This window comes from Frankia sp. RB5 (genome assembly GCF_059816245.1).
The window spans coordinates 162715-182021 of record NZ_JCBATA010000005.1 but is presented as its reverse complement, the minus strand read 5'-3'; the positions used below and the strand labels follow the sequence as shown (position 1 = coordinate 182021).

The following is a 19307-nucleotide window of genomic DNA, read 5'->3' as shown; positions in this document are numbered from 1 at the left end:
ACCCCGCGCCGCGCCGCTTTCATACTCGAGACATCCAGGTACTCGACGCGCAGCGCCTCACCCGCGCACTGACCGACGCGATCAGCGATCCACATCCGCGAGCCCTCCTCACCCGACTCGGGCACCGTCCCGACGGGCCGCTCGGTCATCTCCCCGGCGCGATCGACCAGGCCACCGACAGCGTCGAGATCCTCACCCGACCGAGCCGTCGCCGCGACTACGGCCCCACGCTGGGACTCCGGGGGTGAATCTCGGGGCACGCTGTCCGCGGAGTGGTTCGCGCGGCAGTCGGATGTCGGCGGGCGTCCGTGCACACGCACTTCGACGTCGACTGGTCAGTCGCGTGGCGCATCGCCACGACCGCGCTGCGTGAACTTCAGGAGCAACTGGCAACGCTCCTCAAGGCGGAGTTCCCGCTCGTCGCCAGCCAACTCGACCAGCCGCACTGACCACGATCGCGGTCGCCTGGCGGCCCAGAAATGCCCGGACCGCCGAAATTCGGGACACTTGTTCGATTCGCTTAGATGATGTGGCTGTCGGCGCGGTCACTGGACATCATCCCTGGTCAGGGCCCGGGTAGCGACCTGCCGGATAGCGATGTCAGGGCCAGCAGCCAAGATCGAACGGTTCGGATGCTGGTGCACATAGTCCACCACAGAGAGTAAATAGCCTCTGACCTGCGTAAATAGATTGCACCTACCCGCCGGACCGGTCGGGGTGCCTACGCCGATGGCGCCTCCGCGGGCGCACCGGCGAAGCGGTCCAGATCGCGGACCGCTTCCACCACAAAGCTTGCCTGCAAGCGCTGCCGGTCCGGGCGACGGGCGAGGCTCGCCCATCGCCCGGACCGCGCCGCCGGGCAGCGTGTTCTGTCAGGGCTGCGTCGGGCTGAGGATCCCGTCTACCTCGGCGTCGGTGAGGTTGTAGTTGTAGAACGTGGTGTAGAAGGTCTTGATCTCTTTCTCGATGTTCACGTCGGCGAAGCGGTCGGGGTGCAGGGTCTTGGCCAACCACAGCGGCTGCAGCGCGGACTCGGCGCTGCGTGCGGCCCAGACGAACACTCCGCGCGGGTTGGTGATCACGTGGTTGTTCCGCACCGCGGCGACGGTCGACCACCGGTCGTCCTTGAGGATTTCCTCGCAGGTCGAGTGGTCGCGGCAGATGATGTAGTCCGGGTTCCAGGCGACCACGGTCTCGAGCGTCACGGATTTGGCGGTGCCCTGAACCCCACTGTTCTCTGTGACGGCCACGCCACCGCCCTGCCGCGCCCAGACCTCGGCGATCGTCTTGCTGCCGTCGGTGCTCAACGGGTTGTCCGCCGTGTAGTAGATCTTCGGACGCTCCGCGTCGGGAAGGTCCTTCGTACCCTCGGCGGCGCGGCCGAGCGCACTGTCGTAGAACTCGGTGAACTTCTTCGCCCGCCCCGGCGCATCCCCGCCGAGCACATCAGCGATGAAGGAGACGCCGTCCTTGAGCTTGTCGGAGTTCGGGAAGCTGGCGACATCGAGAGCCGGAATCCCCAGGGCGGTGATCTTCTTTCGGAGCGTGTTGTTGCCGGCAGAGAGCAACACCAGGTCCGGCTTCTGCCCCAGCAGGACCTCGTTGTTCACCGTGGTCGTGTCCGTGCCGAAGACGGCGGTCTTCGACGCGAGCGGCGGGTAGATCTTCTTGAACAACGGCAACGTCGTCAGGTTGGTCTCAGTCACGCCAACCTGTCGCTCGATCGCACCGAGCAGGAAGATGATCTGCGTCACCGCCGGATAGTTGGTGACGATCCGCATCGGGTGCGACGGCACCTTGACGCTGTTACCGGACATGTCGACGACGGTGCGCGTCGTCGCCTCGGCCTCGGCCGTCTGGTGGGCTGAACCGCTCGGGGTGCTGGTGGAGTCGTCACCACAGGCGGTCAGGGCCAGGAGAGCCAGCAGTGCTGCCACCAGGACAGCGGTGAGGCGGCGATACAGGAAGCGGATATCTGCCATGTGTGAATGCAGTCCTCGAACGAGTGCTTTGACAGGATCTTCGGTCAGGTGAGGGAGTTGCCCGCATGCTGGCGACGGTCGGTCAGCTCTGACCGACCTCGAGCCGCGGAGAGGCGCGATCGCCGCTGACGGCGAGCTGGCCCATCGGCCGTTCGTGACCTGACCTGGCCAAGGTCAGGTCGACGGGGGCCGGCGGGGAATCACAGGCGATCGTCGCCCGCGGGCGCGTTCCGCATGGTGTCGGGTTCGCGCCCGGCAACGTGAGACGGAGCCGTCGGTGGGCGGCGGATGTGCGTGCACGCCGTCCGCTGTGGAGGGTCACGCGTTGGGTAGGTACCTGTGCGCACAGTCCTGATCCCGGCTCGGTGGTCGGCTGAGGGCGTGCGACGCTGCACCAAGATCTCAACAAGTCCGCGTATGCGGTCTATGCTGGCAATATAGACCGCATCTGCGCCGATGTGTTGGATCCGGCAACGAATTTGCGGACTCACCTCGGTCGTGATGGGTGGTGGCCCTGGCGACGTCGGTCGTTGCCCTGGCGGGCGTGCCTCCCGGCGTCGCCCCGACCGTCATCCCGTCTGGGAGATCGTGAAGGCTCCGCCCTCCGCGCGGACTCCCACGGCGGGCAGTGCGGTAGGACACGCGAGGGTGGAGTGCCGCTGTGGGACCACGGCGGCGAGTGTCCGGATCGTGTCTCGGTATCGGATCTTCCAGCGGCTGTGATGCCGCCAAATCGGATCTTTGCTTGACAGGGTGCCGCAGATGAGGATCAATGTTGGAGAAGGTTCCTCGTCTGCGGATCAGGGTGCAGTGTCGCCCGTCGAGCTCTGAGTACCTAAAACATCGCTGATCGTGCGCGCGGCCGCTGTGGGTCGCGTCGCGCGCCCCTCACCGCGAAGGACGACGTGTGCGCACATTCACCTCCGCCGGCGGAGCCGCATCATGACGACCCGCCGCCGCCTCCCGCCGCCCCCGGCAGGGCGGTCGATGCGGCGTCTCACGTTCCCTGGTACAGGAGCATCCACGGACCGGTGAACGTCACCTGTACATCTGTTTCATGCTCGACCCCGTCGTCGTCGGCTGGGACCGAGCAAGAAGCGCTGACCTCGTCCGAACCCTGCTCACCGAGGCCACGAGACCGGAGTGCCAGGTCAGGCTGAGCTGGTCGGTCGGCGATGTCGCCCTGTGGGACAACCGCGTCCTGCTGCACTACGGGGTCCGTGACTACGGTGCTTTTCCGCGCGAGCTGGAACGGGTGCTGATTGCCCGTCCGTCGACGTTCATCGAAGAACTTGTCTGAGGACTGCCACCGAACGAAGGGCTGACGCCATTACGATCGCGGACAGCGGGCGCGGCGGGCGGCGTCGCTCCTCCGCCGAGCAGGCCGTGCTCTGGTTGCTGATCGGGTGTGTACTGCTGGCGTCCTCCGCCTACGGGGTGCTCCTCCTGGTCGGGCCGTATGTGAAGGAGCTGGGCGGCAGCGAGGCGACCTACGGGGTGCTGTGCGCGGTGGCCGCTCCGTCGGCCGCGGTGGCCCTGCTGCTGTTGCTCCGGTACCCGCGCCGGGTCGCGCCGCACCGGCTGCTGGCCGGCGCCTGCGTGCTGTACGCCGCCGCCGCGGTGTTGGCCGCGAGCACCGACTCGGTGGGCGGCTTGCTCGTCGTGGCCAGCATCGTCCTGGGAACCGCCTGGTCGGTGACCTACACGGCGGCGCCGATGATCGCCTCGGATCTGGCGACGGACGCCGACCGGGCCACTCTCATCGGGTACGCGACGGGGACGATCCAGGTCGGCTTCGGGGTCGGGCCGGTGCTCGGCAACGCTCTGCGCCGGGCTGGGCTGTCCTACCAGGAGGTCTTCGTCGCCGGAGCCGGTCTCGCGCTGGCCGCTGCCCTGTTGGTGATCCCGCTGGCAGCGTGCCTGCGACGCCTGGCAAGCGCCGCCCCCCGTGCGCGCGGGGCCGACAGAGCCGACCACGCCGAGGGAACCGACCACGCCGATGGGGCCGACCACGCCGATGGGGCCGGCCGCGCCGACAATGCCCCTCCTGTGCCCGGGCCCGTCCTGCGGGTGAGCGAGGAACGGGAGCCAGCCGGGGCCGAGCCGGTCGTCGCGGGCACCCGGACCCGGCGCCTCCTGCGCTCGCCGAGCGTCGTGCCGCTGGCGATGGTCCTGCTGTGCGCCTGCATCTTCACGTCGATGAACAGCTTCCAGACCACCTTCGCAGACAGCCGTGGTCTCGATTTCGACCTGTTCTACGTGACGTACACGATCGCGGTCATCGCGGTTCGCCTGGGCCTGTCGCGTTTCCTGCGCGACAGCGCGTCCGATCGTGTCGTCGCGGTGACGACCATCGGCATGATGGTCGCGGTCACCGCGTTCGTGTTCGTCGGATCGAGTCCGGTGCTCTACTGTGCGGCCTCGCTCGCGTTGGGCTGCACGTACGGCCTCGGGCTCCCGGCCTTTCAGGCCCGCGCCGTCAACCTCGCGGGGCCCGCCGAGCGGGCGCGGATGCTGCCGATGGCGGGGCTGCTGTTCGAGGTCTCCATCCTGCTCTTCCCGCTGGTCGCGGGCGTGATCGTGAGCTCGGGCGGCTATCGCGGCCTCTTCGCGGTGCTTCTCGCCATTACCGCTGTCGTCACCGCGCTCGGCCAGATCCGCGGACGTCCGTTCGAGCGCCCGCCAGCGGACCCGCCACCGGGCCCGTCCGCGAGCTCCGCCAGGAGCCCACGGTCGAGCCGGTCCGTGTTCGAGCCGGCACGCGCGCAGGCGGCGCCGTCCGGGCTCGCGCCACCATCTTCGCGCAGGCACACCGACTGACGTCCGCCCCGGGTGCGGCCGTGGCCAGGGCATCCAGAAGCGGCCCGCGAGCCGCGTTCATCACCGATCTGGAGGGTCCGATGTACTTCTCCGCCAGCTACGACCAGGGCCGCGGGCGGTTCCTCGCGGCCGCGTCCGACCGGGGCGCGCGCCTGCGGTCGTTCCGCAACGACACGGCCCGCGGTGCCGAAGGCGAGGAGCTGTTCACCGACGTCGCCTGCCTTGACGGTGCCGCCGCCGGCAGCGGTTCCGGCGACCGCGGCGCGGCGCTGGTGCTGGTCAGCGGGACGCACGGAGCGGAGGGGTTCGCCGGCTCTGCCTGCCAGCTCCGCTTCCTGACGGAGTTCGAACCGGCGTCCGTCCCGGGACTGTCAGTCGTGCTGGTACACGCGCTGAACCCGTTCGGCTTCTCGCACCGGCGCCGGGTAAACGAGCACAATGTCGACATCAACCGGAACTTCGTCGACCACGGTCGCGTCCCGGTCAACGAGGGTTACGCCGCGCTGCATCCACTGCTGCTGCCCGCGGACTGGGGCGGCTCCGCGCACGCCGCCGCGGACGAGAAGATCCTGCTGCACGTCGCCGAAGAGGGGGAGCGCGCGACCCAGCTCGCCATCACCGCGGGCCAGTACGACCACCCCGACGGCCTGTTCTACGGCGGGACGGCGCCGTGCTGGTCGAACGTGACCTGGCGGTCGATCATCCGGGAGCATCTTGCCGGCTACGACCAGATCGCCTACATCGACCTGCATACCGGGCTGGGGGAGCGGGGCGCGGCCGAACCGATCTTCCGCGGTGGTGCCGACGCGGCGGCGCCCGCCCGGGCCAGGGCCTGGTACGGGCCGGCGCTGACCGATTCCGACGAGGGGACGTCCAGCTCGACGCCCATCGGCGGCAACTCGGCCCAGGCGCTGGTGGAGGAGCTTCCCGGTGTCGAGCTGACAGCCATCACCCTTGAGTTCGGCACGCAGGACGCGCTGACGGTCCTGCGTGCCCTGCAGGCCGACAACTGGCTCTGGCAGCGGGGCACCTCGGTGGACGAGGATCGGGCCGCGGGCATCAGGGCGCTCGTCCGCGACGCGTTCGCCCCGGACGATGAGCGGTGGCGCGCCGAGGTCCTCGACCGGGGCCTGAGGATGATCGGCCGGGCGGTGGCCGGCCTCACCGGCGCCCCGCCGCCCGCGCCACTGAGCTGACGGGCCCGGCGCCAGCGGTCCGGGCGCTGTGATCCGGCGCGGTCCCCCGGCGTCAGTCGCCGATGACGAGGCGGTGCTGTGCGCGGGCGACCGCGGTCACCTCGGACGGCGGCACCAGGCGCAGGTCGAGCCGTCCATCGGGGAACATGGTCGTCACGAGCCGCAGGTCGGTGCGGCGCAGGCCGTCCGAGGCGAGGTCGCGCAGGGCATCCGCGAGGACGAGGTGGGCGACGCCCACCCCGGATCCCGACCCCTCGACGGTTGTGCCCGCGCTGACTATGCCCGCGGCACCCGTGCCCGCGGCACCCGTGCCCGCGGCGAGGCCTCCGACAACCGCGCCCTCGACGACGCCTCCGGCGACTGTGCCGTCGACCATCACCACGTCCGGGCCCAGCCGGGTCGGGTCCACCCGCAGCGCGCGCACCCGACCGACCTCGCCCGTCCAGACCGCGCCTGTGCGGTGAACGACCACCGCACCGACTCTCCGGGCCCCGGCAGCCCCGTCCGCCGCGCCGACGACGGAGTGCCGGCGTCCGTCGGGCAGCAGCGAGCGGCATCGGATCTCGACGCCGTGCCGCGCTGCCCAGACGACGGCCGAGTGGTGCAGCACCTTCGCGCCGTGCCGGGACATGGCCATCATCGTGTCGTAGTCGATCCGGGCCAGGGTCCGGGCGTCGGGGATCAGCTGCGGGTCGGCGGTGCAGATGCCGGGGGAGTCGGAGAAGATCTCGCAGCCGGGCGCGCCCAGCGCGGCCGCGGCGGCGATCGCGGAGAGGTCGGAGCTGTTCCGTCCGAGCATCACCGGACGTCCGTGCGGCCCGACGGCCTGACCGCCGGGCACGACGACAACTCCACCAGGCTCAGCCGCCTTCCTCAGCGCCGTCGCGTTGATCTCGACCAGGTCGGCGTGGTGTGGTTCGCCCATCCCGACGAACCCGGTGTCGGCGGCGGTCAGGGCGTGCGCCGCGAGACCGGCGTCGCGCAGCGCCGCGGTCATGAGCGTCACGTTGACGGTCTCGCCGCTCATCAGCGCGGCTGCGAGCAGCTCCCGGTCGGGATCGGGGCTGACCGCACGCATCTGCGCCGAGAGCCGGTCGGTCTCGCCGGCCACCGCGCTGACCACCACGACCACGCGTGCTGATGACCGCCCACCGCGCCGGCTGGCGACGTGCCGCGCGATCACCCGGTGCGCGCCGGGCGATGCGAACGACGCGCCGCCGAACTTGAGGACGAGCGGCTCCGGTTCCCCGCTCATGCCCATGACGACTCGGCCGCCAGCCGCGCGATCTCCAGCGCCGTCAGCGCGGCGCCGACGACCAGGTTGTCGGCGACCACCCACAGCAGCAGCGAGCACGGGTCGTCCGGGTCGGCGCGGACCCGCCCCACGTGGACTAGCGCGCTGCTCTCCGGGGACGCGCACACTTGCCGCGGCATCGGATAGCCGTCGTCCGCGCCGTAGATCCGCAGCCCGGGAGCCGCGCGCAGGACGTCGAGCGCGTCCCGGGCGTCGACCGGTCTGTCGAAGGTGACGTGCACTGCCTCCGCATGTCCGTTCACCACGGGGACGCGCACCGCCGTAGCGGCGACCCGAAGCCCCGGCAGGCCGAGGATCTTGCGCGGCTCGCGGCGCAGCTTGTGCTCCTCGTGCGAGATCCCGTCGTCGTCGCGCAGACCGATCTCGGGCACCAGGCTGAACGCCAGCGGCTGCCCGAACCGGCCCGACGCGCCGGCGGACGGCCCGGTGGACTGCGCCCGGTCCAGGATCGCCCGTGACGTCGCCGCAAGCTCGTCGAGGCCACGCAGGCCGCCGCCGGACGCCGCCTGATAGGTCGCCACGATCAGCCGCTCCAGCTCGCCGAGCGCCCGCAGCGGGTGCAGCGCGCGGACGAGCTGGATCGTCGAGCAGTTCGGAACGGACGCGATCCCGCGGGCGGGCCGGGTGGCCATCGTCTGCGGGTTCACCTGCGGGACCACCAGGGGGATGTCGTCGTCCATCCGGAACGCCGAGCTGTTGTCGACGACCAGCGCGCCGGCCGCGGCGACGACCGGGCCGAGCTCCCGGCTGATCGGCGCCCCGGCGCTGAAGATCGCCAGGTCGAGCCCGGACGGGTCGAAGTCGTCCAGCGCGACGACCTCGTCGACCTTCAGCGACAGCCCGTACTCGGCGGCGAGGTCCCGTCCGGCGGAGCCGGCCGATGCCACCGGGACGACCCGCCCAAGGCCCGCCAGAGCACCGGAGTCGAGCAGCTCCAGGCACTGCTTGCCGACGACGCCCGTCGCGCCGATGACGGCGATGTCCACTGTGCTCGTCCTCTCTCGCGCCGCTGTGTCCGTTCTGTCGGTCAGTCCGTGCCGACCGCGGCCTCGTCGGCGAACTGGGCGTCGAGGTCGACCCAGCCGCCGTCGGCGAACAGCACCTCACCGGTGACGTAGGTGGCGGCGTCCGAGGCCAGGAACACCGCCGGCCCCGCGATCTCCGCCGGCCGCGCCCAGCGTCCTAGCGCCACCTTCTCCGCGTACGCGCCCGCCCACGCCTTGCTGGCCCGGATGGGCTCGGTCAGCGCCGTCTCGACCGGACCGGGCGCGATCGCGTTGACGCGTACCCCGCACGGCCCCAGCTCGGCGGCGAGGACGCGCACCATCTGGGCCAGCGCGGCCTTCGTTCCGGCGTAGATCACCTGTCCGGGCTCGACCACCCGGCTGCTGATCGAGGAGATCACGATGATGCTGCCGTGACCCTGCGCGGACATGATCCGGCCGGCCCCGCGCAGGACGTGGAAGCCGCCGCGCAGGTTCACGTCGGTGACGGCCTCGAACTCGGCGTCGGTGTACTCGACCAGCGGCTTCCTGATGTTGATCCCCGGGGTGCCGACCGCCACATCGAGCCGGCCGTGCTCTGCGGCGACCTTGTCCAGCATGGTGTCGACGTCCGCGGACCTGCGCACGTCGACCACGCTCGCCTCGGCCCGGCCGCCGACGGCCTCGATCATGCTCGCGGTCTCCGCGACGCCCGCACGGTCCAGGTCGGCGCAGGCGACGAACGCGCCGTTCTCGGCGAAGGCGATCGCGATCGCCCGGCCAATGCCCGACGCCGCACCGACGACCGCCGCGGTCCTGCCCTCGAGTCCCAACATTCCCGCTCCGTTCTGCTCTACTGTGTGGCGTCCCGGTGTCTGCGGCTGAAGCCGTCGAGGATCGCCTGGATGGTCTGTTCGGACCGGACGTGGACCATGCAGAGGATCCGGTCGCCGGGCCGGGTGTGCCGCGCGAAGTGGGCGTTGACCAGGTCGTCGTCGCTGGTGGGTCGGGTTCGGTACAGGTCTGCGGGCACGCCGATGCCGGCGAGTCGTCCTGACCGGCGGTCGAACCGCGCGCCCGGCGCGAGCGCCCGCGCCACCCGCGACGCGAGGTCGCCGATCCGGGCGTCGCGCCGCTCCCGCTGCGGATCGGGGTAGAGCACCGCTCCAGGCAGCCGCCCGTAGGCGCGCATCGCGCAGTAGGCGACAGGGTTGTAGGTGCGCAGCACGCTGATCCGTGGGAACTCCGCCCTGCTCACGACGTCGTCGAGCAGGGCCAGCCAGCTCGCGCTGAACGCGGCGCCGCCCCGCAGGTCCCGGGCGACGAACTGGACGCCGATGTGCAGGAACCGCTCCCCGTCGGCTGTCGACGCCCAACTCGCTCCGAGTACCCCGACCGGACGTCCGCTGCCGTCACCGCTGCCGGTAGCGTCGCCGTCACCGGTGTCGAGGCAGACGACGAGGTGCTCGGCGGAGCGGAACAGGTCGGGGCGGGCTGCGAACAGCGCGTCCATCCGGAGGTCGGGCAGCGCCCTCGCCAGACCGGCCTTGAGCCAGGCGTCCGCCGCCGGGCCGAGCGGGTTGCGGCCGGCGGAGAAACGCAGCAGGCCGTCGTCCGCACCGATCGGAGCCGGGACGGAGCCGGTCGGGGCCGGGTCGGTCGGGACACTGGTGGCGGACACTGCTCAGACGACCCCGGCGGCCAGGGTGCGGCCCGCCTCGAGCGCGTCCGCTGGCTGGGCCACCACGTGCCGGTAGAGCTCGATGAAGTAGGCCACCCACAGGCTGGCGACGACGGTCACGTGCTCGATCACCCGCCTCTCGTCCTCGGGGGTGTTCACCAGGGAGGCCAGGACCTCCCATACGAACGTGGCGTGCTCGTCCTCGATGTCCGTGCCGACGTGGCGGCGGGCTCCGGCGAGCTTCTCCCGGCCCAGCGACTCCTCCAGGTTCCGCACCCAGGACGGCTGGGTCTTCGTCGTCACGTACTCGACGAAGTAGACGCTGCTCAGCAGGGCCAGCGGTGTTCCCTCGAACTCCATGCCGTACTGCAGGTAGCCGGTGAGCAGCTTGGTGGACTGGAACGGCTCGGTGGAGTAGATCTCCTCCTTGGTGACGCCCACCTTGGCCAGGTCGCCGGCGAACCACTCGTCGTGCAGCATCTCGTCCTCGACGTAGTGCGCCCACTTGGCGCCCCGCACCGGGTCCCGCTTCGTGAAGTAGCCGATCGCGAGCGCGTCGACGGTCCGCTTGCGGCGTAGCCGCAGGATCGTCTCGATGTTGTGGCGCTTGTAGTACTCGAGGTTGATGTCCGACCCGGACCTCTGGTGGTCCGCGTACGGCACTTCGGCGTAGAACTTCTCGATCTTGGCGTCGAGCAGCTCGTCGACCTGGCTGCGCAAATCCGATGTGGTGGTCGCCGGCCGGGCGCGAGCCGCGGCTCGCGGCTCGCCGAACCAGTCGCGCGGGTTGTCGTCCATCGAGGTCTCCTCTCGGGGGGTTCGGTCCGGCGCGGGCGCGGTGGCGCGGGGCACGGTGTGGTTCGGAGCGGGAGATTCACGGGGCGCGGTTTTACCGGGCGGGGGTCAGCAGCCGCAGTCGGGGGTGCGCCGCCGCCGCAGCCGCCGGGCCGGAACCGGCCCGGCGACGGTGCTCCCGTCCTCGTCCGTCATGACGGTGTCGGCGCAGGTGAACGTGAGCGCGTACCGGGTCGTGGGGGTCAGGCCGAAGCCCAGGTGCACCACGCCGTTGCTCGCGCCGTACATCTCGTTCAGGCCGCAGTTGCCGGGCTGCTGGTGCAGCACCGGGTTGAGGCCGATGCCGAACTCCCACACGATCCGGTAGGCGTCGTCCACGGCGTAGAGGTCGGTCAGGGCCGCGACCGCGCGTTTCGCCGCCGGCTCGGCCGGGCGGACGTCCGTCACCATGCCGTCGGCCAGGTCGAGGATCACCGGACTCTCGCGCAGGACGTCGAGGTCCTCGAACAGTCTGGCCTGCTCCGCAAGGCATACCAGGTCGTCGCCGCGGTGCACGATCGGCGCGCCGTACAGCGTGACCGACCCGTTCAGGCCGAGCCGCCGTGAGGTGTCGAAGAGGTACAGCCCGGTCGGCGCGGCGCTTGCCTCACCCGACGGCGCGATCTGCTGCTCGCCGGGCGCGAGCGGGCCGGCCTGCTGGTTCCATTCGTAGTCGCCGGAGACGGTGAAGGTCGCGGATGTCGACTCACGCGCCGCGGTCAGCCAGACGAACGGGGTCTCGCTGAGCGCGGCGAACAGCCGGTCCGCCCGCGCCTCGAGGGCGACGGGGTCGGTGTGCTCCACTGCGGTCAGGAAGTAGGCGACCTGGGCATCGGTGACGGGCGTCGATCCGCAGGGCATGACCACGACTCGCCGGGTCGGGCCGATCGCGGCGGGCTCCGGGGAGGTGACGAAACGGTCCGGGCAGACCACGAAGATGTCGGCGTCGGCCGGGCAGCGGCCGGAGAGCAGCACCGCCTCGAGGGACTCGTCGGTGTCGATCGCGCCGATTCCGCAGTGCCGATACCGGGTGCTCGGGGCGAGCACGAAATTCTCGACCCGGTCGGCCTGGGTCAGCAGCAGGAATGTCTCGCTGGGGTTCCCGAACTCGCGGTGCCGGTCCGGATGCACGACGAACAGGGTCACAGGGCCACCCCCGGGCTCGGGAAGAATTGCGCGGGTGAATTCGTGGAGAAAAGCGTCGCGATGCACATCGGAAAGAAATGTGCCGAGAGAAGGCGTGCGGTGGTGGAACTCGATCTGGGGTGGGTCGGCCCGGTCAAAGCCGACCCACCCCAGTCGACGGCATCAGCCGAGGAGGGTGCCCAGGTAGCGGTCGTTCTTCTTGACCTGGATCTTCTTCTGCTGCTCCATGCTGGTCACCTCCTTTTTCTCATCCCGTAGGGTCGGGCTGTCGACGAGCCGGACAGTGCGCTCGTCGCGCCGATCAGCTGGCCAGGCCGACCGGAGTCTGGGACGGCACCACCGTGACCTCGCGGTCCGGGGTGCCGAGGAGTACTTCGCCGTTGCCGTTCGTGACGACGGTGCCGGGGGCGATGATGTCGAGGTGGTACTGGGTGAACGGAGTGAGCCCGATTCCCCAGTGCAGGCATCCGTTCTCGGCGCCGAACACCTCGTTCATCGCGTGGTTCCCGGCGAGCAGTTCGTGGGTGGTGTTTACGGCGTGGCCGATCTCCCACACGAGCCGGTAGCGGGAGTCGACCAGAAAAAGGGCTTCGAGCATCTCGATGACCCTCTGGCCGCCCAGGTCGGTGGCGGCGAGGTGTGTTATCTCGCCGTCTTCGACAGTAGCTGTTACCGGGTGGTTGCGCAAGGGCCAGAGTTCGCTGTGAATGCGCTTCTGGTCGCGGCGCGCGAATGACGGGGTGCCGGAATGCAGAATCGGGAAACCGCCGATGACGATCTCGCCGTCGAGCGGGAGCCGCAGGTGTTCTCCGAACTCCCTGATGTCAATCGGCAGAACGCTGATCTCCCCGCCGGGGACTATCTGCTGCTCGCCCCAGTCAACCCGCCCGGCCTGCTGGTTCCACACCAGCTCGCGCTCCCACAGCCGCAGGCGCGCAACGGTGCCGAACCGCTCGTCCCGATACTCGAGCAGGTCGCCGCGTTCGGCCAGCTCGAAGAAGCGGTCGGAGAAAGCCTCCTGCGCGTCCGGGTCAGTCGTCTCCACACAGCGCAGGAAATGTTCCAGTGTGGCGTGGTCGGTGGGAGTGGAGTTGCACGCCATGCCGAGCAGCTTCCGGCGTGGGCCGAGAACGTCCTGCGGCGGCGACTCGAAGAAGCAGTCGGGCGACATGACCAGCACGTGGGCCTGCTCCGGGACGTCCTCTCGCATTATACGTTCGAAATCGGTGTTCCCGCCGGTGAAAACGATGACCCGATGGCCGAGATAACCGTCGGTGTTTACTACTCGCACCGACTCCAGCAGCGACGTGTTCGTCACCAGGCAGAATTCGGTGCCGGAGGGATCGCCGAACTGGCGAATTCTCGTGGGGTCAACGACGAGTTCTGGCATGGAATTTCCTCCGAGGCGAGGGTGGCTGGCGGCGCCCGTCTCCCGGCGGGCCGCTGCTCGCATTGAGGATGCATCTCCTCGGTCGCCTTCGACCGTGTGAGATAAATGTTCGTGCCACGGTTCTGCGTATCTGGTTGACGCATCAACGGCACCGTCGTCGTGCGGTGTGCGTCAGGAACCAGGGAGCCGCAGTTGCTCTCAGGGGTGGCCGGGGATATCTTTCTCCGGCTACCCCGATCCGCTGACCGAACGGATCTGCTGTGAACGAATATTATCGTGCCCGGCCGGGATAGGGAAGGGCTGAGAGGTAAGAAAATTCGCGCTTCGTGGGTCGAGTTGTTTGCCGTGCCTACGCCGTGCCAGGCACGCCGAACGCACACAGCCTGTCGAGGTCATGGGAATCGTCGTCGCCTCAGCCGTTCTGACCCGGGGCGAGCCGGGCGGGAATCGGTACGCAGGTGCGAACCTCGCGGCTGCCATCGAGGGTAGGCAGATCGACCCCGGTCACGTGCACCGGAACGCCGTAGAGACTGCTGAGGCTTTCGCCCGTCACCACCTCGTCCGGATGTCCGTTCGCCACGACCTGCCCGTCCTTCATCAGCACCGCCCGGTCAGAGTAGGTCAGGGCGTGTGACGGCTGATGGGACGTCATGATCACCGAATGGTCGTCCTGGGCGAGCTCCGTGACGACCTGGAGGATGCGCACTTCGTTGCCGTAGTCCAGGGCGGCGGTTGGCTCGTCGAGAATGAGCACGGGTGCCTGCTGGACGAGGGCGCGCGCCAGCAGGACGAGCTGGCGCTCACCCCCGGAGAGCTGGGCGAACGAGCGGTCGGCGAGTCGTGCCACCCCGAGCCGGTCGAGCTGTTCGAGCGCGCCGCGCCGGTCAGCCGGGCTGGGCGAGGCCAGCGCGCCGAGATGCGGCGTGCGGCCCATGACCGCGATGTCGAGCGCGGTGAACGGGAACGGTGTTGACGCGCTCTGCGGTACGTAGGCGACCAGCCTCGCGAGCTCGCGGGCCGAGAGGGCGACGACGTCATGTCCACTGATCTGGACGGTGCCTCGCCGTGGCCGGAGCAGGCCCAGCAGGCACTTCAGCAGGGTGGTTTTGCCCGCCCCGTTCGGCCCGAGCAGGCAGCAGACCTCGGATTCCTCGACGGTCAGCGTCACCCCGGTCAGCCGGTGGCCGCCGCGGGGGTAGGTGAAGGTAAGATCGTCGAGCTGAACGCGCGGAATGGCGGGCCCGCCCGCCTTCGCCCTCGCTCCGCGCGCCGCCTCAGGGGGTGTCCCCGCGGCCGCTTCGGGCGTCGTTTCGGAGGTCAGAGCCACTGGCGGCCAGCCTTGGCGAGGAGCGCGACGAAGAACGGCGCGCCGATGAGTGCGGTCAGGATGCCCAGCGGCAGGTCGAGCGTGGTGGCGGTGCGCGCGACGTCGTCGACGACGAGCAGGTAGGCGGCGCCGAGCATCGTCGTCATCGGAAGCATGCGGTTGAACGACGGCCCGACGGCGAACCGTGCCAGGTGGGGGACGACGAGACCGACCCAGCCGATGATGCCCGCGATGCTGACGGCGGTCGCCGTCATGAGCGTGGACGCGGTGATCGTCACTGCCCAGATCCTCGTCCGGTTCACCCCCAGGGAGCGGGCCTCATCATCGCCGGTGGCGAGGACTGTCAGCGGCCAGCGCACCGCGTAGAGCACGATGAGACATACCCCGATGATCATGCTGGGCAGGATCAGGCTGTGCATGCTGGCCCGGCCCAGGTTCCCGAACAGCCAGAAGGTGATCTCCGGCAGCGTGGTCTCCGGGTTGGCGAGGTACTGCGCGCTCGAGATCAGCGCGTTGAACATCGCTCCGATGATCACTCCGCCGAGCACCAGGATGATCAGTGAACCGCGCCCCACCACCCGCGCGATCGTCACGGCCAGCACCGCCGCGAGCAGCCCGCAGCCGAACGACATCGTCTGCAGCGCCGCGGTCGGGAGGCCGATCAGGATCGACACCGACGCGCCGAAGCCCGCTCCCGCGGCCACCCCGAGCACCTCCGGGGAGACCAGCGGATTGCGGAACATCGTCTGGTAGGCCGCTCCCGATGAGGAGAGCGCCGCCCCCACCAGCAGCGCGGCGAGGATGCGTGGCAGGCGGATGTTCATGACCACCGCCCGGTCCTGGCCCTGGACACCGGCACCGATGCCGGCGACCTCGTGGGCGAGGATCCGCACGACCGTCACCGGGCTCAGCGAGTATCGGCCAAGGCCGAAGGAGATCACCACGAGGACCAGCAGCACGACGCCGAGCAGGATGGTGCGCCCGCTGTCCGCCGGCCACAGCCGCATCTGCGCTCTGACCGGCTCGGCAGCTTCGACCGGCCTCGCCGGCACCGCTTTCTGGCGTGCGTCCGCCGACTGTGACTCGGCCGTCGTCTCGTCCGCCCTCGTCTCGTCCGCCGTCGTCTCGTCCGCTGCTGGTGGGACCGCCGGCGGTGGGACCGCGGGCGGCGATGGGATGGTCGGTGGCGCGCTCACTGGTGCGCCGCCTGCCTGGTCGGAAGGCCCCTGATGATCGGTAGCACCTTACTGGCGAACAGTCGGACGGAGTTCTGCTGCACCCGCAGTGGGACAGTGCCGCTGAACGAGGGGCGGATGTTGACCTGCTCGACGCCCAGCTCGTCCCGTAGCGCGGTCAGCCGCCGGGCCACGGTCTCCGGGCCGCCGACGATCGCCGTCTCGCGGAGGAACCGGACTGGGTCGAGTTCGGGGGGACCGGCTGTCCGATGGCCGTGTTCGTCGCCACCGAGGGACGCCAGCCGTCCGGTGAGCCGTTCCACGATCGGCCGGGCGATCTGGTCCGCCTCCCCGTCGGTTCGTGCGACCAGGCAGAACCGCTCGACCCGCAGGTCCGCGGTGCGGCCGCCTCGGGAGACGTACAGTGCGGCCTGCTCGGCCATCGCCTGGGTCGTCCCGGTGGCGGCGAGCAGGAGCCCGTAGCGTCTGCCCGCCGCCCAGACGATCGACTCGTCGGTGTGGGCCGCGATCTCGACGGGCGGATGCGGGTGCTGCACGGGCGTCGGCCCGACGCGGTACTGCGCCCCGTCGGCGACGACGGAGCACCCCCGCCAGTACCTGAGCACGGTGTCGAGCGCCTCGGGCAGGTCGGCGTCGCCGCCCGGGCACCGGGTGACCCGGGCGTAGTCGGCGACGGGCCAGCCCACGCCCAGGATCACCCGGCCGCCGGAGAGGCGGTCGAGGGTGGCGAGATCCGCGGCGAGCCGGATCGGGTCGTACTGCGCCACGTGCAGCGCCGTGAACCCGAGCCTGATCCGGCTGGTGACGGCTGCGGCCGCCGCCGCGAGTGGGATCGGTGCCGGCTGTGCCCGCAGTGTGCGGGAGCCGACCGAGGTGAGATGGCCGTCGGTGAACCAGAGACTGTCGAAGCCGAGGGCCTCGGCGGTCCGGCTCAGCTCCGTGACTGAGGTCGGACCGCCCGTCTCGAGGTCGCCGCGGCCACCGGGAAGACCGAATCGCATGTCGGTAGTCACGATCATTTGTCCTCGACCTGCAGGATCAGGTCGCGATCGGCCTCGGTTGGTTCGTAGTGGAAGAACTTCTGGTAGAAGTCGCGGGTCTCGGCGCACATGTCGAGGTCGGTGAACAGGTCGGGGTGCAGCGCCTGGGGCGCCCACTGGATCTGCAGCGCCTCCTCGGGGCCGAACCGGTCCCACGGGCAGAGGCCCTGTGGGTTGAAGCGAAGCCGGTTGCCCTTGACGGCCGGTGGAATCGGCGGAGTCTTCGGAGTCGCCGCATCCGGCGACGAGCGCGGCCATCGTGACGGTGACCGCGGGCGCCACAATCCGACCGTTGCCCGGCGGACGCACACCCGGCCGCCGCCCATCCGGAGGGGACCCGGGCGGAGGGCTTGCGGCCGGTCACGCTCAGGGCTTCCGCCGCAAGCTTCGAGCGAGTGCCGCGGAATGCGGATGGACCGTGGTCTCACGTGTTCCCCCCGACCATGGGCATGACCTGACAATCAGAAAGTGATCAATTGGCTACCGGTGGTGCGTCCGCGCGCGGGGTAGGGCGCCGCCACGGCTGGGGCGGGGAGCCGGCGCCGTCGCTTCTCCTTAGGAGCGGAACAAGAAGAGCATAACTTCCGCATCTGCGGATTGTCAGCGCCAGCCGTCCCCTGATCTGCGGTTTCTGGCGCTGCCGGGTCGCGCCGGTAACGGCCCGGTGTTCCCGAGGTACTCGGCTTGTAAAACCAGTCGAGGTCGACGTTCACCGAAACCCAGGGTCGTCCGTTATTACACCATTTAGACCTAGATGACCTGTATGTCAGGACCGGGCTGCCTCGCAGGGTGGGGCAGGCTCTGTCGTTGCCGCAACTGCGGGGGAGACCGAGACGGATGCTCCTCATCTGCGGATACTTACTACGCTGCGGGCAGCAAACGCTTCGGAGCATCGGTGCCGGGGCTCTTGCCCGGCCCCGTAGGCACCCCCCACCCCCGCGAGCCCGCTCCACCCGCCCCTGTTTCCCCCGACCAGAGAGAAACGTGCAGATGTCGTCGCATCCCCTCCGCCGGGTCTTCACCCGGCGGTTCACCGTCCTGTTCGCCGTCCCCGCGCTCCTGATCGCGGGCGCGGTCGCGCTCCTGCCGGGGACGGCCGCCGAGGCCGCCGGGACCACGCCGAGCACCCAGACCGCCGCCCGCCCGCCCGCGGGGCACCACCCCCCGATCCCAGCCCAGGGCATCTTCTTCGTGAAGGGCAAGGTCGCCCACCCTGCCCGCCTCACCGTCGCCGACCTGGCCCGGTACCCGCAGTACACCCAGCATGTGACCTTCCAGAGCGGCACCGGGCCCCAGACGCACACCTACACCGGGGCCAAGCTCATCGACATCCTGACCGCTGCCGGCCCGGCCTTCCGTGCCGACGTCAAGAACGACCTGCTCCGCTACGCGGTCCTCGTGCACGCCAGCGACGGCTACGAGGCGGTCCTGTCCTGGCCCGAGCTCGTCGACGGCTTCGGCGGCACCCAGGCGCTGCTCGCCTCCAGTGAGGACGGCCGCTCCCTGGCTACCGAGGGCCCACGGTTGACTGTGCCCGATGACACCAAGGGCGGCCGGTACGTCTCCGGGCTCACCTCAATCACTCTCGTCCGCGTGGGAGCCTGACCAGTCCCATCCCCCAGGGACTCGTGTACCGGCAGCTCCTGGGTGCCGGTACACGGGTCCCTCCACTGCCACTACCGCGGACGTTCGACCGCTGTCTCCGTCTCTGGGAGTGACCGACCAGGCGCAACAGGTGCGCGGCTTCGTCTCTCGCACTGATCAGCCAGGTGGACGAGCTGATGTTCCCCGAGGTCTACGCCCTCGGCGAGGCGTATGAGAAGGTCAACCACGAAGGCGACACGGGAAGCGACGCCGACACCTGACCGCCGGCACTGCCGACGCCCCGCCCAGTAGCCGGGCAGAGCCGGCGGAACTGTAGGCACCGCCAACGAGCCGCCTGCGGATGGTCTCGCGTAGCACGGCCAGGACGCATCGCGGTGCGAGTCGTCATCGAGGCGGGAACCGTCGCGTCGGATCGCGCCTCGGCCCGTGGGCTGCGGCGCGATCAGGCACCGGCGAGCCACGTGTGGCTGGTGTGGTGTCAGAGGCCGTTCACGCGCTCGGCCTCGTCACGGTCGGTGGTGTGTAGCTCCCAGTAGAGCGGAGTGATCTGCTCGGGTTGGGCTGTCGGGAGCCGGGGATGACGGCCATCGGCGTTGCCGGTGTCGATGCTGCGCACCTTGATCACGATCTGCGCGCTCGAGTTCGCCGGGATCTCCTCATCGAGGCGGACCGTGCCCGCGAACTCGGTGAACGAGCCGCGGACCTTCGTCCCTATATGGCGTGGCGAGCCACGAAGCCGATGCGAGTGCGGGCCGGGTCGATGACGTACTCGCCGATGAGATCGGAAATGGG

Annotated in this window: 19 protein-coding genes and 2 pseudogenes; 7 read left to right on the top strand and 14 right to left on the bottom strand. The window is 70.0% G+C overall.

What is annotated here, in order from left to right; all coding sequences use genetic code 11:
* Positions 1-248 (top strand): annotated as a pseudogene (locus AC6EXY_RS04395) (DUF4037 domain-containing protein); the annotation flags it as partial.
* Between the two features lie 60 nt (positions 249-308).
* Positions 309-449 (top strand): hypothetical protein, encoded by a 141-nt coding sequence (locus tag AC6EXY_RS04390; RefSeq protein ID WP_499816594.1) that lies wholly within the window; start codon positions 309-311, stop codon positions 447-449.
* A 423-nt stretch (positions 450-872) separates the two neighbouring features.
* Here the strand turns inward: AC6EXY_RS04390 and AC6EXY_RS04385 are convergent, their stop codons facing one another.
* Positions 873-1982: an ABC transporter substrate-binding protein gene (locus AC6EXY_RS04385; RefSeq protein ID WP_101830513.1), complete on the bottom strand. Its 1110-nt coding sequence runs from the start codon at positions 1980-1982 to the stop codon at positions 873-875.
* Between the two features lie 1006 nt (positions 1983-2988).
* Here AC6EXY_RS04385 and AC6EXY_RS04380 point away from each other — a divergent pair.
* From AC6EXY_RS04380 to AC6EXY_RS04370, 3 genes are all read left to right on the top strand, one after another.
* Positions 2989-3282, top strand: a complete 294-nt coding sequence (locus tag AC6EXY_RS04380) for a TauD/TfdA dioxygenase family protein (RefSeq protein ID WP_101830514.1) — start codon at positions 2989-2991, stop codon at positions 3280-3282.
* 86 nt (positions 3283-3368) lie between these two features.
* Entirely contained in the window at positions 3369-4802 is a 1434-nt protein-coding gene (locus tag AC6EXY_RS04375; RefSeq protein WP_499816595.1) for an MFS transporter, read from the top strand.
* Between the two features lie 20 nt (positions 4803-4822).
* On the top strand, positions 4823-5998 hold the full coding sequence (locus AC6EXY_RS04370; RefSeq protein ID WP_133150571.1) for a M14 family metallopeptidase: 1176 nt from the start codon (positions 4823-4825) through the stop codon (positions 5996-5998).
* Between the two features lie 52 nt (positions 5999-6050).
* Here AC6EXY_RS04370 and AC6EXY_RS04365 read toward each other — a convergent pair whose 3' ends face one another.
* The 6 genes from AC6EXY_RS04365 to AC6EXY_RS04340 form a co-directional block, all read right to left on the bottom strand.
* A complete protein-coding gene (locus AC6EXY_RS04365) occupies positions 6051-7253 on the bottom strand; it encodes an amino acid kinase family protein (protein ID WP_165818241.1) in 1203 nt (400 codons plus the stop codon).
* Entirely contained in the window at positions 7250-8299 is a 1050-nt protein-coding gene (locus AC6EXY_RS04360; protein WP_101830518.1) for an aspartate-semialdehyde dehydrogenase, read from the bottom strand. The genes AC6EXY_RS04365 and AC6EXY_RS04360 overlap by 4 nt, the downstream gene beginning before the upstream one ends.
* Positions 8300-8340: 41 nt before the next feature.
* Positions 8341-9132: an SDR family NAD(P)-dependent oxidoreductase gene (locus tag AC6EXY_RS04355; protein ID WP_101830519.1), complete on the bottom strand. Its 792-nt coding sequence runs from the start codon at positions 9130-9132 to the stop codon at positions 8341-8343.
* A gap of 17 nt (positions 9133-9149) precedes the next feature.
* Positions 9150-9977, bottom strand: coding sequence for a hypothetical protein (locus AC6EXY_RS04350; protein ID WP_101830520.1), 828 nt, complete (start codon positions 9975-9977; stop codon positions 9150-9152).
* Between the two features lie 3 nt (positions 9978-9980).
* Positions 9981-10775: an iron-containing redox enzyme family protein gene (locus AC6EXY_RS04345; protein WP_101830521.1), complete on the bottom strand. Its 795-nt coding sequence runs from the start codon at positions 10773-10775 to the stop codon at positions 9981-9983.
* A gap of 105 nt (positions 10776-10880) precedes the next feature.
* Entirely contained in the window at positions 10881-11957 is a 1077-nt protein-coding gene (locus tag AC6EXY_RS04340) for a M29 family metallopeptidase (protein WP_101830522.1), read from the bottom strand.
* Between AC6EXY_RS04340 and AC6EXY_RS04335 the strand changes: the two genes are divergently transcribed.
* A complete protein-coding gene (locus AC6EXY_RS04335) occupies positions 11937-12215 on the top strand; it encodes a hypothetical protein (RefSeq protein ID WP_165818242.1) in 279 nt (92 codons plus the stop codon). The genes AC6EXY_RS04340 and AC6EXY_RS04335 overlap by 21 nt on opposite strands.
* Positions 12216-12258: 43 nt before the next feature.
* Here AC6EXY_RS04335 and AC6EXY_RS04330 read toward each other — a convergent pair whose 3' ends face one another.
* From AC6EXY_RS04330 to AC6EXY_RS04310, 5 genes are all read right to left on the bottom strand, one after another.
* Positions 12259-13347 (bottom strand): hypothetical protein, encoded by a 1089-nt coding sequence (locus tag AC6EXY_RS04330; protein WP_499816596.1) that lies wholly within the window; start codon positions 13345-13347, stop codon positions 12259-12261.
* Between the two features lie 412 nt (positions 13348-13759).
* Positions 13760-14674 carry an ABC transporter ATP-binding protein gene (locus tag AC6EXY_RS04325; protein WP_243407239.1) on the bottom strand — a complete coding sequence of 305 codons (915 nt, stop codon included), beginning with the start codon at positions 14672-14674 and terminating at the stop codon, positions 13760-13762.
* Positions 14665-15870, bottom strand: a complete 1206-nt coding sequence (locus AC6EXY_RS04320) for a FecCD family ABC transporter permease (RefSeq protein WP_243407240.1) — start codon at positions 15868-15870, stop codon at positions 14665-14667. Before AC6EXY_RS04320 ends, AC6EXY_RS04325 begins: the two co-directional genes overlap by 10 nt.
* Positions 15867-16883, bottom strand: a complete 1017-nt coding sequence (locus tag AC6EXY_RS04315; protein WP_165818243.1) for an LLM class flavin-dependent oxidoreductase — start codon at positions 16881-16883, stop codon at positions 15867-15869. Before AC6EXY_RS04315 ends, AC6EXY_RS04320 begins: the two co-directional genes overlap by 4 nt.
* A gap of 2 nt (positions 16884-16885) precedes the next feature.
* Positions 16886-17194 (bottom strand): hypothetical protein, encoded by a 309-nt coding sequence (locus AC6EXY_RS04310; RefSeq protein WP_207770180.1) that lies wholly within the window; start codon positions 17192-17194, stop codon positions 16886-16888.
* Positions 17195-17900: 706 nt separating this feature from the next.
* Here AC6EXY_RS04310 and AC6EXY_RS04305 point away from each other — a divergent pair.
* The gene (locus tag AC6EXY_RS04305; protein ID WP_101831427.1) at positions 17901-18515 is read left to right on the top strand and encodes a molybdopterin-dependent oxidoreductase; all 615 of its coding nucleotides are present in this window, start codon (positions 17901-17903) and stop codon (positions 18513-18515) included.
* A gap of 478 nt (positions 18516-18993) precedes the next feature.
* On the opposite strand, the gene AC6EXY_RS04300 is transcribed toward AC6EXY_RS04305, so the two are convergent.
* A complete protein-coding gene (locus tag AC6EXY_RS04300; RefSeq protein ID WP_499816598.1) occupies positions 18994-19131 on the bottom strand; it encodes a hypothetical protein in 138 nt (45 codons plus the stop codon).
* A gap of 30 nt (positions 19132-19161) precedes the next feature.
* Positions 19162-19230, bottom strand: a pseudogene (locus AC6EXY_RS04295) (hypothetical protein); the annotation flags it as partial.
* Between the last annotated feature and the right edge of the window lie 77 nt (positions 19231-19307).

Excerpts from the sequence above, each read along its gene's own strand:
- AC6EXY_RS04305 (WP_101831427.1), top strand. The coding sequence starts at position 17,901 with ATGTCGTCGCATCCCCTCCGCCGGGTCTTCACCCGGCGGTTCACCGTC.
- AC6EXY_RS04385 (WP_101830513.1), bottom strand. The coding sequence starts at position 1,982 with ATGGCAGATATCCGCTTCCTGTATCGCCGCCTCACCGCTGTCCTGGTG.
- AC6EXY_RS04355 (WP_101830519.1), bottom strand. The coding sequence starts at position 9,132 with ATGTTGGGACTCGAGGGCAGGACCGCGGCGGTCGTCGGTGCGGCGTCG.
- AC6EXY_RS04365 (WP_165818241.1), bottom strand. The coding sequence starts at position 7,253 with ATGAGCGGGGAACCGGAGCCGCTCGTCCTCAAGTTCGGCGGCGCGTCG.
- AC6EXY_RS04330 (WP_499816596.1), bottom strand. The coding sequence starts at position 13,347 with ATGCCAGAACTCGTCGTTGACCCCACGAGAATTCGCCAGTTCGGCGAT.
- AC6EXY_RS04335 (WP_165818242.1), top strand. The coding sequence starts at position 11,937 with ATGCACGACGAACAGGGTCACAGGGCCACCCCCGGGCTCGGGAAGAAT.
- AC6EXY_RS04345 (WP_101830521.1), bottom strand. The coding sequence starts at position 10,775 with ATGGACGACAACCCGCGCGACTGGTTCGGCGAGCCGCGAGCCGCGGCT.